Source organism: Paenibacillus sp. FSL H7-689, assembly GCF_000517905.1.
Taxonomy (GTDB): domain Bacteria; phylum Bacillota; class Bacilli; order Paenibacillales; family Paenibacillaceae; genus Paenibacillus; species Paenibacillus amylolyticus.
The window spans coordinates 94,025-108,285 of the sequence record NZ_ASPU01000055.1 but is presented as its reverse complement, the minus strand read 5'-3'; the positions used below and the strand labels follow the sequence as shown (position 1 = coordinate 108,285).

General features: G+C 46.2%; 12 protein-coding genes and 1 other annotated feature. Of the genes, 10 read left to right on the top strand and 2 right to left on the bottom strand.

Features of this window, described 5'->3' with window-relative positions:
* Nucleotides 1-15: 15 nt before the first annotated feature.
* The 5 genes from rsfS to leuS all read left to right on the top strand — a co-directional run bounded on the left by rsfS (nucleotide 16) and on the right by leuS (nucleotide 6,441).
* Entirely contained in the window at nucleotides 16-363 is a 348-nt protein-coding gene (gene rsfS / locus C170_RS24590) for a ribosome silencing factor (RefSeq protein ID WP_036615136.1), read from the top strand.
* Complete coding sequence (locus tag C170_RS24585) at nucleotides 360-1,265, top strand: CvfB family protein (protein ID WP_036615132.1); 906 nt, start codon at nucleotides 360-362, stop codon at nucleotides 1,263-1,265. The genes rsfS and C170_RS24585 overlap by 4 nt, the downstream gene beginning before the upstream one ends.
* Before the next feature lie 319 nt (nucleotides 1,266-1,584).
* Nucleotides 1,585-2,355: a class I SAM-dependent DNA methyltransferase gene (locus tag C170_RS24580; RefSeq protein ID WP_036615129.1), complete on the top strand. Its 771-nt coding sequence runs from the start codon at nucleotides 1,585-1,587 to the stop codon at nucleotides 2,353-2,355.
* Nucleotides 2,356-2,579: 224 nt separating this feature from the next.
* The gene (locus C170_RS24575) at nucleotides 2,580-3,536 is read left to right on the top strand and encodes a phosphotransferase family protein (protein WP_036615127.1); all 957 of its coding nucleotides are present in this window, start codon (nucleotides 2,580-2,582) and stop codon (nucleotides 3,534-3,536) included.
* A gap of 112 nt (nucleotides 3,537-3,648) precedes the next feature.
* Nucleotides 3,649-3,918, top strand: a binding site (T-box leader).
* Nucleotides 3,919-3,996: 78 nt separating this feature from the next.
* A complete protein-coding gene (gene leuS / locus C170_RS24570) occupies nucleotides 3,997-6,441 on the top strand; it encodes a leucine--tRNA ligase (RefSeq protein ID WP_036615125.1) in 2,445 nt (814 codons plus the stop codon).
* Here leuS and comER read toward each other — a convergent pair.
* The gene (gene comER / locus C170_RS24565) at nucleotides 6,422-7,267 is read right to left on the bottom strand and encodes a late competence protein ComER (protein WP_036615122.1); all 846 of its coding nucleotides are present in this window, start codon (nucleotides 7,265-7,267) and stop codon (nucleotides 6,422-6,424) included. The genes leuS and comER overlap by 20 nt on opposite strands.
* Before the next feature lie 185 nt (nucleotides 7,268-7,452).
* Here comER and C170_RS30935 point away from each other — a divergent pair, with 185 nt between their 5' ends.
* The 3 genes from C170_RS30935 (at nucleotide 7,453) to C170_RS24550 (ending at nucleotide 11,625) form a co-directional block, all read left to right on the top strand.
* Nucleotides 7,453-8,088 (top strand): ComEA family DNA-binding protein, encoded by a 636-nt coding sequence (locus C170_RS30935; RefSeq protein WP_051447378.1) that lies wholly within the window; start codon nucleotides 7,453-7,455, stop codon nucleotides 8,086-8,088.
* Nucleotides 8,089-8,127: 39 nt separating this feature from the next.
* The gene (locus C170_RS24555; RefSeq protein WP_017687196.1) at nucleotides 8,128-8,646 is read left to right on the top strand and encodes a deoxycytidylate deaminase; all 519 of its coding nucleotides are present in this window, start codon (nucleotides 8,128-8,130) and stop codon (nucleotides 8,644-8,646) included.
* A 102-nt stretch (nucleotides 8,647-8,748) separates the two neighbouring features.
* Nucleotides 8,749-11,625, top strand: coding sequence for a ComEC/Rec2 family competence protein (locus C170_RS24550; protein ID WP_036615120.1), 2,877 nt, complete (start codon nucleotides 8,749-8,751; stop codon nucleotides 11,623-11,625).
* A gap of 15 nt (nucleotides 11,626-11,640) precedes the next feature.
* Here C170_RS24550 and C170_RS24545 read toward each other — a convergent pair whose 3' ends face one another.
* A complete protein-coding gene (locus C170_RS24545; RefSeq protein WP_036615118.1) occupies nucleotides 11,641-12,093 on the bottom strand; it encodes a hypothetical protein in 453 nt (150 codons plus the stop codon).
* Nucleotides 12,094-12,713: 620 nt separating this feature from the next.
* On the opposite strand from C170_RS24545, the gene C170_RS24540 reads away from it, so the two are divergent.
* The gene (locus C170_RS24540; protein WP_036615117.1) at nucleotides 12,714-13,226 is read left to right on the top strand and encodes an RNA polymerase sigma factor; all 513 of its coding nucleotides are present in this window, start codon (nucleotides 12,714-12,716) and stop codon (nucleotides 13,224-13,226) included.
* Nucleotides 13,223-14,113 (top strand): DUF3298 and DUF4163 domain-containing protein, encoded by an 891-nt coding sequence (locus tag C170_RS24535; RefSeq protein ID WP_036615115.1) that lies wholly within the window; start codon nucleotides 13,223-13,225, stop codon nucleotides 14,111-14,113. Before C170_RS24540 ends, C170_RS24535 begins: the two co-directional genes overlap by 4 nt.
* Nucleotides 14,114-14,261 lie beyond the last annotated feature (148 nt).

Genomic DNA, 14,261 nt, shown 5'->3' with positions numbered 1-14,261 from the left:
TATGGAGGTTGGTTCATGACAGTATCATCGAAAGAACTTATGAATATGGCGGTTGCTGCCGCTGACGACAAAAAGGCATCCAACATTGTAGCGTTGGATCTGATTAATGTTTCCCTGGTGGCAGATTATTTTGTTATTTGTCACGGAAATTCCGATACACAGGTACAAGCCATTGCCACTGAAATTCGCAAACAGGCTCATGCAGCCGGAGCGACGATCAAAGGTATCGAAGGTATGGATTCCGCACGTTGGGTATTGATGGACATGGGCGATGTTGTTGTTCATATCTTCCACCGTGACGAGCGTGAATACTACAACATTGAACGACTCTGGTCTGATGCCAAAGTGGTGGAAACTGTATGAGTTTGATTGCTGGAACAGTCGTCTCTTTGCCGGTTTCACGTGAAGTGTCTCCGTTTGGCTTCTTTTTGACGACAGGATCGGAAGATGTACTGCTTCACTACACCGAGTTAACACGGGATATTAAAATTGGTGAGACGCTTGAGGTATTTGTATTCTTTGATACAGAAGATCGTCTGGCCGTAACGATGAAAAAGCCTTATCTCATGCTTGGCGAAATGGCACGACTGGTTGTGGCTGATGTTCACCCACGACTGGGCTGTTTCCTGGAAATGGGCCTTGGACGGCAATTGCTACTTCCTATTCGTGAATTGCCTGAACTGGAAGAATTGCGTCCTCAAGTGGGGGATGAAGTCTTTGTCATCATGGAACATGATAAGCAGGGACGTCTGCGTGCCAAATTGGCCGGGGAACGTGAGCTTTCACCATTGTCTTTCCATGCTCCAACTTCATGGTTAAACGAGTGGGTTGAAGCGACGGTATACAAGCCACTGCAGATGGGTACTTTTGTACTTGTAGAGGGCGGTGTACTGGGCTTTGGCGCGATTGGTATGATTCATTCATCCGAACGTAGTCATATGCTGCGTCTTGGTGAGAAAGTGAAATGTCGGGTGACACTGGTACGTGAAGACGGACGTGTGAATCTGGCCATGACACAACTCAAACAATTTGGACGTAACGAAGATGCAGACAAGCTGCTCGCTTTCATGAAAGAACGCCCTATGGGTGGCATGCCATACTCGGATGCAACTCCGCCGGATATCATCAAGCAGCGCTTTGGCATCAGTAAGTCTGCTTTCAAGCGTGCCTTGGGCAAATTGATGAAAGACGGATTGGTGGTCCAAAAGGAAAGCTGGACGTATCTGTCCGAATCTGCTCCTGCGGATCAAAGTGAAAACAAGTAATCTTCCTGATTAAATAGTTGTAATATGGAACTCGGATAAGGCAGGGATAGGCTGGGTAAACACCGGATGCCCCTGCTTTTTCTTTTGTTATATAAATTGAACTAAACATTTACACGAAACGGAGAGGACAGAAAGAACCTGAAGAAGCGGAACGTTCGCCTTTATCCCCGGATTTAAACCTTTATAAAAGGAATAAAAAAAATCTGGGGATAACAGCGATCGGAAGGTTGTTCTGTCATTGGAGTGTCCAGTGTAAATATTCTTTGGTTCAACTTATATAGATCAATTCGAAAATGAAATTGAAAGTGCGGTGCCTGACATGTCTTACCGGAAATTTGCCTATGTGTATGATGAATTAATGGAAGATATGCCTTATCCGGACTGGATAAGGTTTGCAAGAACAGCATGGGAAAAGCATGGAATGCCCAAAAGTGTCGCTGAACTTGGCTGTGGAACGGGCTCCATTACGATCCCGCTCGTGAACTCCGGTTTCGAAGTTACAGGCATTGACCTCTCATCAGATATGCTGTCGGTTGCACGCAGCAAGATGGAGGCTACGCCTCAGGGTCATCGCTTGTATCGCGAGGGCAGTGTCCGTTGGGTGCAGCAGGATATGCGGGAATGGCGAGTTCCGGAACCTGTGGATTCGGTGATATCTTTCTGTGATTGCGTCAATTACCTGCTTGAACAAGAAGATGTCGTTCGTACTTTCCAGCGGACATACGAAATGCTGAAGCCTGGTGGAACGTTCCTGTTTGATGTGCATCATCCCAATACCCTTATTCGTTATGATGAGGAGCAGCCTTTTGTACTGGATGAGCGCTCCGTATCTTATATTTGGACTTGTGATCTGGACCAGGATCGCTGTGAGATTGAGCATCATCTCAGTATTTTTTCGCGTGTGGATGATGGTAGCAAGGATATGTACCAGCGGTTTGAAGAAGTTCATGTCCAGCGTGCATATAACCCGGACTGGATGAAGCTTGAGTTGTCCAAGGCAGGTTTTAGAGACGTGAAGGTATATGCGGATTTTGAATGGAAAGAGGCCGGAGACAGCGCACAGCGCTTGTTCTACGTGGCTGTGAAGTAAGAGCGAAAGATGACAACTGTCCTTATGGTGGTGCATAAGGGCAGTTTTTTTGTTTGGTTTTCATGGAGAATGAGTAGCAATAGTCTTAAATAGGGTAAAGGAATGCAAGAAAAGACATAATCACGTGACAAAAAGTATTGCCAGTTAAAGTAAAGGAGGCGATAATAGTCGGATAGAAAGCGTTTTCTGAGAAAATAAATCAATTGTCAATGTGAGGTGTAGAAGTGGAAAGTACATATAAAACAAGACTTACGTCAGAACAGTTGAATGCCATAATAGAGCAGCATTTCTCTGCAAGTATACAGGACTACAAGGAAATGGTGGATGGCTGGGCCAATCATGCATATCTCATTACACTGAGTGACGCACAGCGAGTGGTACTCAAAATTGCACCGTCGGCTTCGACAAATCTGATGCGCTGTGAGCAGGATCTCATGATTGCTGAGATTGAGGCACTACGCCTCATCACGGAGCTACAGGATGTTCCCGTACCCCAAGTGCTGGCTTATGATGATTCGTTAACTATGGCTTCAGCGTGTTATTTTATCATGGAGTACATGTCTGGAACACCCTATAATCAGGTCAAGGATCAATATTCTGCGGAAGAGCAGGAGGCCATTGAACACCAGCTCGGTCGGTACAATCGTCGAATTAATGAAATCAAAGGCGAGAAGTTTGGATATTTCTCGGAGCAAAAACAGCAATATTCCACATGGAAAGAAGCATTTATGAATCTGATGGATGATATTCTTACCGACGGGGAAGAAGCCGGAATTACATTTTCAATCGATTATCCTGAATTGAGACGCTTGATTGAAGAAAAATCGGATGTGCTGGACGATGTAAAAGAACCTGTTCTTGTGAGTTGGGATCTGTGGGATGGCAATGTTCTAGTAGACAAAGGTCGTATCACAGCGATTATTGATTTTGAACGTTCACTGTGGGCAGATCCTCTGATGGAGCATTATTTCAGTCATTTTAACTATACACCCGGTTTTGTGAAAGGGTATGGGCATGAGATTACGACTGAAAGTGAGCTGAAAAGAAGAAGTCTCTATGACTTGTACTTTGATCTGGTGCTGCGCATTGAGTGCGCTTATCGTCAATATGATAATCAGGAACATGTGAATTGGACCATTCATAATCTGGAGGAAGGCATTGAGCGTTTTCGGTTATCCTGAACAGCAACGAGTATTATTGAACGGTACGAACCGTGTGACTTAAAAGGGTCATTATAACGTGTAATATTGACTTTGGGCTTGCTTTTTTATATAATGGTCCCGATATTGTATACATATTTCGATGATAAGGATCAGTAGTAATTCCTGTACATAACAGAGAGCCGGCGGTTGGTGCAAGCCGGTTGACAGTGATTTGCGAACTCGCCTTGGAGAAATGCGGTGATTACACCATTCTGTTTAACCTGCTTGTATAAAGCTTGGGTTCAGGAATGGAAATCCGCATCGGTTAACCGCCGTTACAGGTCCAAAGGGAGTGGATGACGAAGCACGTTCGTCCACTAACTAGGGTGGTACCACGGGAATTCAACCTCTCGTCCCTAGCGCTGCAAACGCTACGGGATGCTGAGGTTTTTTTGTTGCAATTAAAGCTAAAGTGAATAACCTGAAGGAGGAACAATAGATGAGTGAGAATAACCAGCCGAAACACGGCTATCAGCCACAAGTCATGGAAAAAAGTTGGCAGCAATATTGGGATGCAAATAAAACGTTTAAAACGGGTGAGGACCCTGCTAAACCGAAATTTTATGCACTGGATATGTTCCCTTATCCATCCGGTTCAGGTCTGCACGTAGGTCACCCGGAAGGATATACGGCAACGGATATCGTTTCCCGTTACAAACGTATGCGCGGTTACAACGTATTGCACCCAATGGGTTGGGATGCTTTCGGTCTGCCTGCTGAGCAACATGCACTGGATACAGGTGAACATCCACGAGATATTACATTCCGTAATATTGACAATTTCCGTCGCCAGATCAAATCGCTTGGTTTCTCCTATGACTGGGATCGTGAGATCAGCACAACGGACCCTGAATACTATAAATGGACGCAATGGATCTTTATTCAGCTGTACAACAAAGGTCTGGCTTATGTAGATGAAGTTGCAGTTAACTGGTGTGAAGCCCTTGGAACGGTACTTGCTAATGAAGAGGTTATTGATGGCAAGAGTGAACGCGGAGGACATCCGGTTGTACGCAAACCGATGCGTCAATGGGTTCTGAGAATTACCGAGTATGCAGAGCGTCTGTTGGAAGACCTGGAAGAGCTGGATTGGTCTGAAAGCATCAAGGATATGCAGCGCAACTGGATCGGTAAATCGACAGGGGCGGAAGTTGTATTTGCCATTGAGGGTCGCGAGGAAGTTATCAAGGTGTTCACTACCCGTGCGGACACATTGTTCGGTGCGAGCTTTGCAGTACTGGCTCCGGAACATGAGTTGGTAGAAGCAATTACAACCGATGACCAACGTGAAGCTATTCAGGCTTATCAGGAGCAGGCTTCTCGTAAGAGTGATCTGGAACGTACAGATTTGGCCAAAGACAAAACAGGTGTATTCACTGGCGCTTATGCAATCAACCCTGTTAATGGTGCAAAACTGCCGATCTGGATTGCTGATTACGTTCTTGCAGGTTACGGCACAGGTGCGGTTATGGCAGTTCCGGGTCATGATGCGCGTGATTGGGAATTTGCGAAGCAGTTCGGTCTGGATATCATCGAGGTTATTCAAGGTGGAGACGTTACACAAGAGGCATATTCGGGTGATGGCGCACATGTGAATTCCGATTTCTTGAACGGACTGAATAATGAAGAAGCGGTTGCCAAGATGATTGCTTGGTTGGAAGAGAACGGTAAAGGACAAGGGAAAGTGACCTATCGTCTGCGCGATTGGCTGTTCAGCCGTCAGCGTTACTGGGGTGAGCCAATCCCGATTCTGCATCTGGAAGACGGAACGATGAAGACAGTACCTGAGGATCAACTTCCACTGCTGCTGCCTGATATCGACCAGATCAAACCTTCGGGTACAGGAGAATCACCACTGGCGAATGTTACGGAGTGGGTGAATACGGTAGATCCGGAAACGGGAATGAAGGCACGTCGCGAGACCAATACCATGCCACAATGGGCGGGTAGCTGCTGGTATTACCTGCGCTTTATCGATCCGCGCAATGACAAGGAACTGATCTCCAAGGAGAAACAGCAGCAGTGGCTGCCAGTTGATCTGTACATTGGCGGAGCAGAGCACGCCGTACTTCACTTGCTGTACGCTCGTTTCTGGCACAAAGTGCTGTATGATCTGGGTGTTGTTGAGACTAAAGAGCCTTTCCACAAACTGGTGAACCAAGGTATGATCCTGGGTACCAATAATGAGAAAATGAGTAAATCACGTGGTAATGTCATTAACCCGGATGAAATCGTCAATGAATTCGGCGCAGATACATTGCGTCTGTACGAGATGTTCATGGGACCATTGGAAGCGACAAAACCGTGGAATGCAAACGGGGTTGAAGGCATGCACCGCTTCCTGTCACGTGTATGGCGTCTCTTCATTAACGAAGACACAGGAGCCATCAATGACAAGATTACGGTGGACGGTGGAACGGATGAGTTCAAACGGACTGCTCACAAAACGATCAAAAAGGTTACGGATGATCTGGAACATCTGCGCTTCAACACATCCATCAGCCAGCTGATGATTTTCATCAACGATGCATACAAAGCGGACACACTGCCTCGTGAAGCGATGGAGAAATTTGTGCAGCTGTTGTCACCACTGGCACCGCATATGGCAGAGGAACTGTGGAGCCGTTTGGGTCACGAAGGTGGGATCTCTTACGTGGCTTGGCCTGAATATGATGAGTCCATGACAGTGGATGCGGAAGTAGAAATCGTTGTTCAGGTAAATGGTAAAATTGTAACTCGTGCTACAATCGCGAAGGATCTGGATGCACAGGGTATGCAGGACTTTACGATGGAGCTGGCACCTGTTAAGCAGGCGCTGGAAGGCAAGACCATTCGTAAGGTCATTGCCGTTCCAGGCAAACTCGTTAATATTGTTGCCGGTTAATCTCACCGGCTCGGAATAGTTCATCCAGCTTTAACAAATCTTCATCATATTTGTCATGTGTCGTGTGGATCAGGCTGTCGAAAACGCCGTCAAGACTAACCTTCAGCAGTGCAAGTGCCTGAGCGGTAATACCGCCAGGTACAGCGACACGAGCCTGAAGCTCTTGCGGGGTGTATCCTCCTTCGGTGAGCAGCTTGCCTGTTCCCAGGAGCATTTCGCCAGCCAGAGCGCAGGCATCTGCCCTTTTGATGCCTGTCAGCTTCACTGCACTTTCGATCCACTGTTCCAAAAAGAACGATATGAATGCAGGTCCGCAGCTGGAGAAGTCGGATGTGATTCGTGTACAGGCTTCATCCACTTGGTACGGCCTGCCTATATGACTGAGCAGACTTTCCAACACAGCGCGGTCTTCACTGGTCATTCGTTCGCCATGTATGCAGAGGGATGCTCCACTGCCGACTTGGTGTGTGACGCTGGGAATTACCTTGGAGACTTTGCAAGGAAGTGAAGATTCCAGATGTCGCAGCTGCACGGGACTGGTGATCGAGACAATTATATGATTGGGATTCACGACAGGCAGGATGTCGTCAATAACATGTTTGAATTCAAGCGGCTTCACGCACAGGAAGATGATGTTGCTTCGGATCACCGTTTCCCGATTGCTCTGGGATTCATGCAGACCGGGGTAACGGAGGGATAACTGACGTACTTTGGACGGGGTTCGATTGCTGGCCGCGATCTGCCGGGGCTCAAGTGCACCCGATTGGATCAGGGCATAGATTAGCAGGCTGCCCATGCTGCCGGTTCCGATAAATCCAACCTTCATTGTTTCAGGCCTCCTTTCATGCTTTACGGTACTGGCGCAGTTCATTCCCTCTATTCTATGCGTGAGGACCTGTTTCACATGACATGAAAAATGCACAACTTGTTTCATCAGGAAAGTTCAACGGTTCGGAAGCACCGCCCGTGTTCGAAATGAATGATTTTGAATTCAGGGAGAGGTGTGGAAGAATGAGATGGAACAAAGGGATGACCATTGCTGCTGCGGTGGTTGGAAGTATACTTATATTATGGTCGGGCAAAAGTGAACAACCACCTAGTGGCTGGGAACCCTTGCAGCTCGGCACCGAGAAGCCGACGATAGAGCAGGAACTCCCTGTTGTACAGTCGGCTACTTCGGTTCAGGGCAATACAGGAGCATCTTCGGGAGCGGATGCAAGTGGGATGCAGACTGGGAATGAGACAAAGGCAGAAGAGTCTAAAGGGCTTGCGAGCATTGGGGTTGAAGGTGAATCAGTTGTTCAAACTACAAGTCAGACGAATGATAATCCACCGGACACCTCAAATTCGATTGAACCAGTTACGCAAAGTACGAAATCGAATCCTTCGGTTACCTCCGAGACGGGCTCGAACAGTAATCCACCTGTAGTTCGTGAGGAAGCTAGCGACAATGGCAAGATTGATGTGAATACCGCTCCTGTCTCCAAGCTTATAGAGCTTCCCGGAATCGGAGAGAAGAAAGCTCAAGCTATTGTGGACTATCGGAATGCACATGGTCCTTTTGCAAAAGTCAGTGATCTGACAAAGGTCAAAGGAATTGGGATGAAGATGCTGGAGAAGATGGCGCCGTATGTGCAGATCCGGTAATATTAGAATGAAAAATGTGTTGAGCGGGAGGAATGCAACATGAGTACTGAGGTACGCAAGGACTGGGATACGTATTTTATGGACATCGCGTATATGGTTTCCACCCGTTCCCGCTGTTCGCGTCGTCATGTGGGTGCCGTTCTTGTTCAGGGAAAGAAACTGCTGGGAACAGCCTATAATGGTGCACCAACCGGCGTCCCGGATTGTTCTGAAGCAGGTTGCATGATATCGGAAGAGTATGAGTTGGTCGTGACCGATGGGCAAGAAGAAATGGTGAAAAAGCAAAGATGTATTCGCACAATTCATGCGGAGCAAAATTTACTTTTATTCACAGATCGAATCGACCGCGAAGGCTCGTCCGTGTATGTGACCGACGAACCGTGCTGGACATGTGCCAATATGCTGGCGAATAGCGGGATTACAGAAATCGTGTTTCATCGTTCTTATCCTAAAGATACCGGCAAGGTTACAAATATGATGGAACAGAAGGGCATAACGTTCCGCAGGCTGGAGAATTACCAGCCCCCGCGGGAAACGATGATGACTGTGAGCAATTAATGTGAATATGGTCGAATATGTGAGGGAGAACCTCCGGCAAGCCTGAATTGGCTTTCCGGGGGTTTTTCTGCGTTCAACGGGTGAAATGAAGGAGGGGGAGAAATGAAAGGCAGACCGTTATTAAGTTTTACGATTTGTTGGTTGTGCGGGAGCGGGATAGCATGTGCGTTAACAGGCTGGGCGTTAATCTGGGGGTTAATTGGAGCTCTGGCATGTTTACCACTTTTACTTCGTTTTATGGATGTGCGTGGATGGTCTGTTTTATTTTTACTTGCTGCCTTTATTGGAGGTGTTGCACATTGGGAGTGGAATGACGCACGCAATCATAGTAGTCTGCCGGAGACCATGCATATCGCTACTCATGAGTTGGACGGATGGTCAGCTGAAATTCAGGGTGAGCTGGTGTCAGATGTACGTATTGATGGAGATCGGGCTGACTTTAAGATACAGATGTCTTCAATATTGCCAACATTGGATTCGTTAGCAGATACAGATCTGGCAACAGCATTATCTGCATTCAACATAGATGAACAATTGATGGTACAAGTCAGACTGTTGGAGGAAGAAGAACAACAGATAGCAGCGGGCTGGAAGAGGGGAGATTTGATTACGCTTAATGGTTCTTTTGTCCTTCCTGGTGAAGCCAGGAACTTTGGCGGGTTTGATTATCGCAGTTACTTGCGCACCCTGCATATCCACTGGTTGTTCAAAGTGAAGGGAGCCAGTTCGGTAACAGCAGTTGCTCCTGAGGGACTTGGACAATATAACATACTAAGGTGGACGGATTGGACTAGGCATAAGTTGGGCTCGGCGGTTGAGCAGTTATTTCCAGAGCCTCATGCAGGATATATGAAGGGGCTTATTATCGGGATGGCTACTGATATCGATCCAGGTACCTATGGTCAGTTTTCACAACTGGGTCTAACGCATATCCTGGCTATCTCTGGAACCCATGTCGCTGTATATGTTGCGTCGTTACTTCTCATTCTATCTTGGCTAAGGCTTACCAGAGAGACGGCACTCACGATTGTTCTGATCCTGGTGCCAGCTTATGTACTGTTATCCGGAGGTTCACCTTCAGTGATTCGGGCAGGAATTATGTCCATGATTGGGTTGTATATGGCACGTCGTGGTCTCGCCAGAGACGGTCTTCAGATGATCAGTGCAGCAGCGTTGCTGATGATGTGGTGGGACCCGTACTTTTTGCTAAGCGTGAGCTTCCAGTTATCCTTTCTCGTGACCGCAGGTTTGATGATCTACATGCCATTGATTAACCGGCTGTTCAGCGGCTGGCCGAAATCTCTGGCTGCAACGGCATCCGTTACAGTGACCGCTCAGTTGATTTCGTTCCCAGTAACCATTTTGTATTTCAATCAGTTCTCATTACTCTCATTTGTGGCCAACTTTCTGCTGGTTTCTTTGATTAGTGCCATTGTATTACCTCTGGGGACGGTCGCCATGTTACTGTCATTCATATGGGTTCCCTTGGCGAAACCCCTCGCATGGATAGCGATGCAACTGAATCAACTGACTTTTGTAAGCGTGGAGTGGATGAACAGCCTGCCAGGTTTTGTATTGATCTGGGCAACACCGCCCTTGTTATGGATTGCCGCCTATTATGCTGTGTTGTATGCCTTACTCTACCTGTTGCATCGTGGCAATGGTAAGCAGCAAGAAACAGCGTTTGTTGAGGAAGAGACGGCTCCTCTTGTGAGGCGACAACCTTCAGTTTCAATGGCGAATATGGGCATTCGCTCTTCGATGTCTACCGTGTTACAGGATCAAGGTAAGAACCGTGTAGATGGAAAAGAAACTTCATTAACGACATTAGGAGCCAGTATTGCCTGGCCGGAATATACAAGTGCATTTACTACACGAGGCGCAGGTTATTATTCAAATGAACGAATGAGTAAAGCTCAGCAATGGTTGTGCGGGTTGCTCGCAATCAGCTTTATTGCTGGATTATGGTGGGCATATCAGACTCCCAAGCCTGCTGGAACCGGCATCGTGCAGTTTTTGGATATTGGCCAGGGAGACAGTACATTGATTACAACCCCGGAAGGCAAACACATTCTGGTGGATGGCGGGGGAACGGTTAGTTTTGGGAACAACGAACAATCGTGGAAAACAAGGCGTGATCCGTATGAGGTGGGAGCCAAGGTGGTTGTTCCTCTATTGAAAAAGAGAGGCATCCATCAACTGGACACTGTAATTGTAACGCATGCCGATCAGGATCATGCCGGAGGACTACAGGCTGTGCTGGAACAGATTCCGGTTAAACGTTTCATGTTTAATGGAACGACCAGCGGTAAGGATAACTTTGATAAATTACTGGACACAGCCATGGAACGCAAAATTCCTCTGTACGCTATTCAGCAGGGCATGTCCTATAAGGCTGATAAAGAGACAAGTTTACATTTTATAGCTCCGGATCTGGCACATATGGATGTAAATGTATCGGGCAATTTGCCTGTATCTGAACACCAGAATCACGATTCCGTTGTCTTTTTGCTGGAAATGGCGGGGGCTTCCATGTTGTTCACCGGAGATATGGATGCAGCAGCCGAGCAGGACCTGCTCTATATGATTCAGGATGGCTCGTTGGCTGCCCAGTTTGAACAGAAAGGTGCAGATATTGGAGTTACAGAGGGAGTTGTACAAAGGGTATTTACACGCCCGTTGCAAGGTAATTTAAATGATGCTGCAGCTGCGGCGTCTGTATCCATTGATGTTCTAAAGGTCGCTCATCATGGTAGTAAAACGTCGTCCACTGAAGCCTGGCTCCAATACTGGAACGCCAAAACCGCTGTGATATCTGCAGGAGTTAACAATACATATGGGCATCCCAATCCGGGAGTGATGGAACGTCTGGAGGCTACCGGGTCAGATATTTATCGGACAGATCAGATGGGAGAGGTTCAGATGAGGGTGAAAGATGGGAAGATTGATATCCGGTACAAGTTGTTTGGAGTTGAGTGAAGGCAGGCAATCTATTTATCGGTATGAAGATGAGTGAAGAAAACTCCGATTTAATACCAACTGGAAGGTTAAAAAGACAAGAGAACATACAACAATGTGGATAGTTTGAGCAGAAAAAGTATTGAAGTTACGTGTAAATATCGAGTAGATGATCCCACCTATGCAGCCTAATAGACCATATGCAACGATTGCAACGAGCAATCTTTTATACGTATTATCTTTTTTTCTGTATAAAAGTAATCCATCCACCAATATAGAAAGTGGCGTAAGTAAGAAAAGTAAAATAGCGAGGTTAATCAATAATCCAACCGCAAATTTATACCCGAATGAATAATAGTAAGTATTCTCTAATCTTTCATCTATAGGGACATAGTGATATATCCCCATTGCAAGTGAAATGAACACTGCAGTTAATACAGCTGCAACTATTTTTCCGCGCGGCCTATTGATTCTATGGGTTTTTGTCATTTAAATATTGACCTCCCTAAATAACTATATTCAATAAGAGATAGGCTAAGGCGTTACTATATTTTAACATACAGAGGTTGAGGAAAAGTGGGAATTAGAGAAAGAAAGTACTTAGTTGACCTATAAAAGAAAGAAGTCGTTTCGCTGCGAAACGACTTTTTTCTTAATTGCATGGTGGTGACATATTTTTTGGTAGTGGCAGGGTAGGGAATGAGGGAGGGGAGCGTGGTTCCACCGGCACAGATCAGAAGGAGACGGATTAAAAATATGAAATATCGTTACTATAGAAAGCCTACAACGACAAAAGCGCTACAGACTACCAAACAACTTTCGGTTCCGAGTGATACATTGTTTTTTCGGAAAGAAACCTTCGAAAGTTTCAAATGAATTCGGTCATCGGTAGTAGACTGGTATTCGGCAAGTGAAGGATGGGAAGATTATTTTTAAAAGGACGAGGTGCATTTAATAGAGGCACCGAGGTTTACGCTGAGCTGCTTGTGAGGGCCTTGAACGATTTGCAGAATTAAAAAAAATTTTGGATGCCAAAACTTTTTGGGAACCCGTATACGTCTTACTTCTTGTGACGACAAAAGATTTATATAGAAAAGGAATAATCGGCCATGTTCAATAGGAAAACTGAAAAAATTCTGACACACTGTATTACCGAGCATAAAGAGAACGTATACCGACTTGCGTATAGCTATGTCAAAAATAAGGATGATGCCCTGGATATCGTACAAGACTCCATATACAAAGCGATGACGCATCTCGAACTTTTGAAGAACCCAGATGCGGTCAAAAGCTGGTTTTACCGGATTGTGGTGAATACCGCCCTGGATTTTCTGCGCAGTAACAAAAAGGTTCAGGCGATGGATCATGAAATGATCGAAACCTACAGCCCCGGGGAAGAAGATACGTATACGGACATTGATTTGAAGCGAATGCTCGAATCCTTGCCGGATAAATACAAGAGCGTCATTATACTGAGATATTTTGAAGACATGAAGATCGAAGAAGTTGCGGCTGTGCTGGATGAGAATGTGAATACGATTAAAACAAGGCTGTATCAGGCGCATCAGCTATTGCGAATCAAAATGAATGATGAAACAACCAAAGGAGATCGAGTAAGATGAACAATAACATGGAACATTTGCGAAAAGAATATCAAGAAATACCCATTCCAGATGAATTGGATAGCATTGTAAACCAATCGATTCATAAATTCTCTAAGGAGGGAAGGAGGGGCCGCGGCTCAAATTACAGATGGTTAGCCGTTTCCAGTGCGGCTGCGGTCATGTTCCTTGTTGCGATCAATGTGAGCCCTCCTGTAGCGAAAGCCTTGTCATCCATACCGGGTGTGGACCGGGTTATCCAAGTGCTCACGTTCAAGGAATACGTGGTTGACGAGTCTAATTACAATGCGATTATCAAAGTGCCTTCCATTACCGATATGGAGAATGAGCAGTTGCAAAGCGGGTTGAACGAGAAATATATGAAGGAGAACAAAGCGCTTTACGAAAAGTTCCAGGCGGAAATCAGCGAATTGAAGAAGCAAGGCGGAGGCCATCTGGGACTTGATGTCGGATATGAAGTAAAGACGGACAACGACGAGATTTTATCTATACAAAGATACGTGGTCGAGACCGCCGGTTCATCCTCGGAGGAGCTTCAGTTTGATACGATCGATAAGAAAAACCAAATCCTCATAACTCTGCCGATGCTGTTCAAGGACGATCGTTATGTACGGCTCATCAGCGACAACGTTAAAGAGCAGATGCAGGGGCAAATGAAAGCGGACCCTAATAAGATTTACTGGGCTCCGGGAGCTACCGACGTGCCGGTCACCAGTGAGTTCCAGAGCATCGCGAAGGATCAAGGCTTCTATATCAACAACGGCGGCAAGCTGGTGATTGCTTTCAACGAATATGACGTTGCGCCAGGCTATATGGGTTCTGTGGAATTCGTCATTCCCACGGATGTGTTGAAAGACGTTCTGATTAATAACAAATACATTAAGTAATGGAAGAGACCGGTGATGGGGTACCCCGCGCCGGTTTTTTTTGTTAGTACTTTGGTCGAAGAGACATTGTTCTGTTTTTGATTTTCCAAAACTTTCTGAACCATCTCATGCGTCTAGCCAATGAGTGTGCGTGATTAGACACTCATAC

Coding starts and splice junctions, on each gene's coding strand:
- rsfS (WP_036615136.1), top strand. CDS start 16: ATGACAGTATCATCGAAAGAACTTATGAATATGGCGGTTGCTGCCGCT.
- C170_RS24585 (WP_036615132.1), top strand. CDS start 360: ATGAGTTTGATTGCTGGAACAGTCGTCTCTTTGCCGGTTTCACGTGAA.
- C170_RS24580 (WP_036615129.1), top strand. CDS start 1,585: ATGTCTTACCGGAAATTTGCCTATGTGTATGATGAATTAATGGAAGAT.
- leuS (WP_036615125.1), top strand. CDS start 3,997: ATGAGTGAGAATAACCAGCCGAAACACGGCTATCAGCCACAAGTCATG.
- comER (WP_036615122.1), bottom strand. CDS start 7,267: ATGAAGGTTGGATTTATCGGAACCGGCAGCATGGGCAGCCTGCTAATC.
- C170_RS30935 (WP_051447378.1), top strand. CDS start 7,453: ATGAGATGGAACAAAGGGATGACCATTGCTGCTGCGGTGGTTGGAAGT.
- C170_RS24555 (WP_017687196.1), top strand. CDS start 8,128: ATGAGTACTGAGGTACGCAAGGACTGGGATACGTATTTTATGGACATC.
- C170_RS24550 (WP_036615120.1), top strand. CDS start 8,749: ATGAAAGGCAGACCGTTATTAAGTTTTACGATTTGTTGGTTGTGCGGG.
- C170_RS24545 (WP_036615118.1), bottom strand. CDS start 12,093: ATGACAAAAACCCATAGAATCAATAGGCCGCGCGGAAAAATAGTTGCA.
- C170_RS24540 (WP_036615117.1), top strand. CDS start 12,714: ATGTTCAATAGGAAAACTGAAAAAATTCTGACACACTGTATTACCGAG.
- C170_RS24535 (WP_036615115.1), top strand. CDS start 13,223: ATGAACAATAACATGGAACATTTGCGAAAAGAATATCAAGAAATACCC.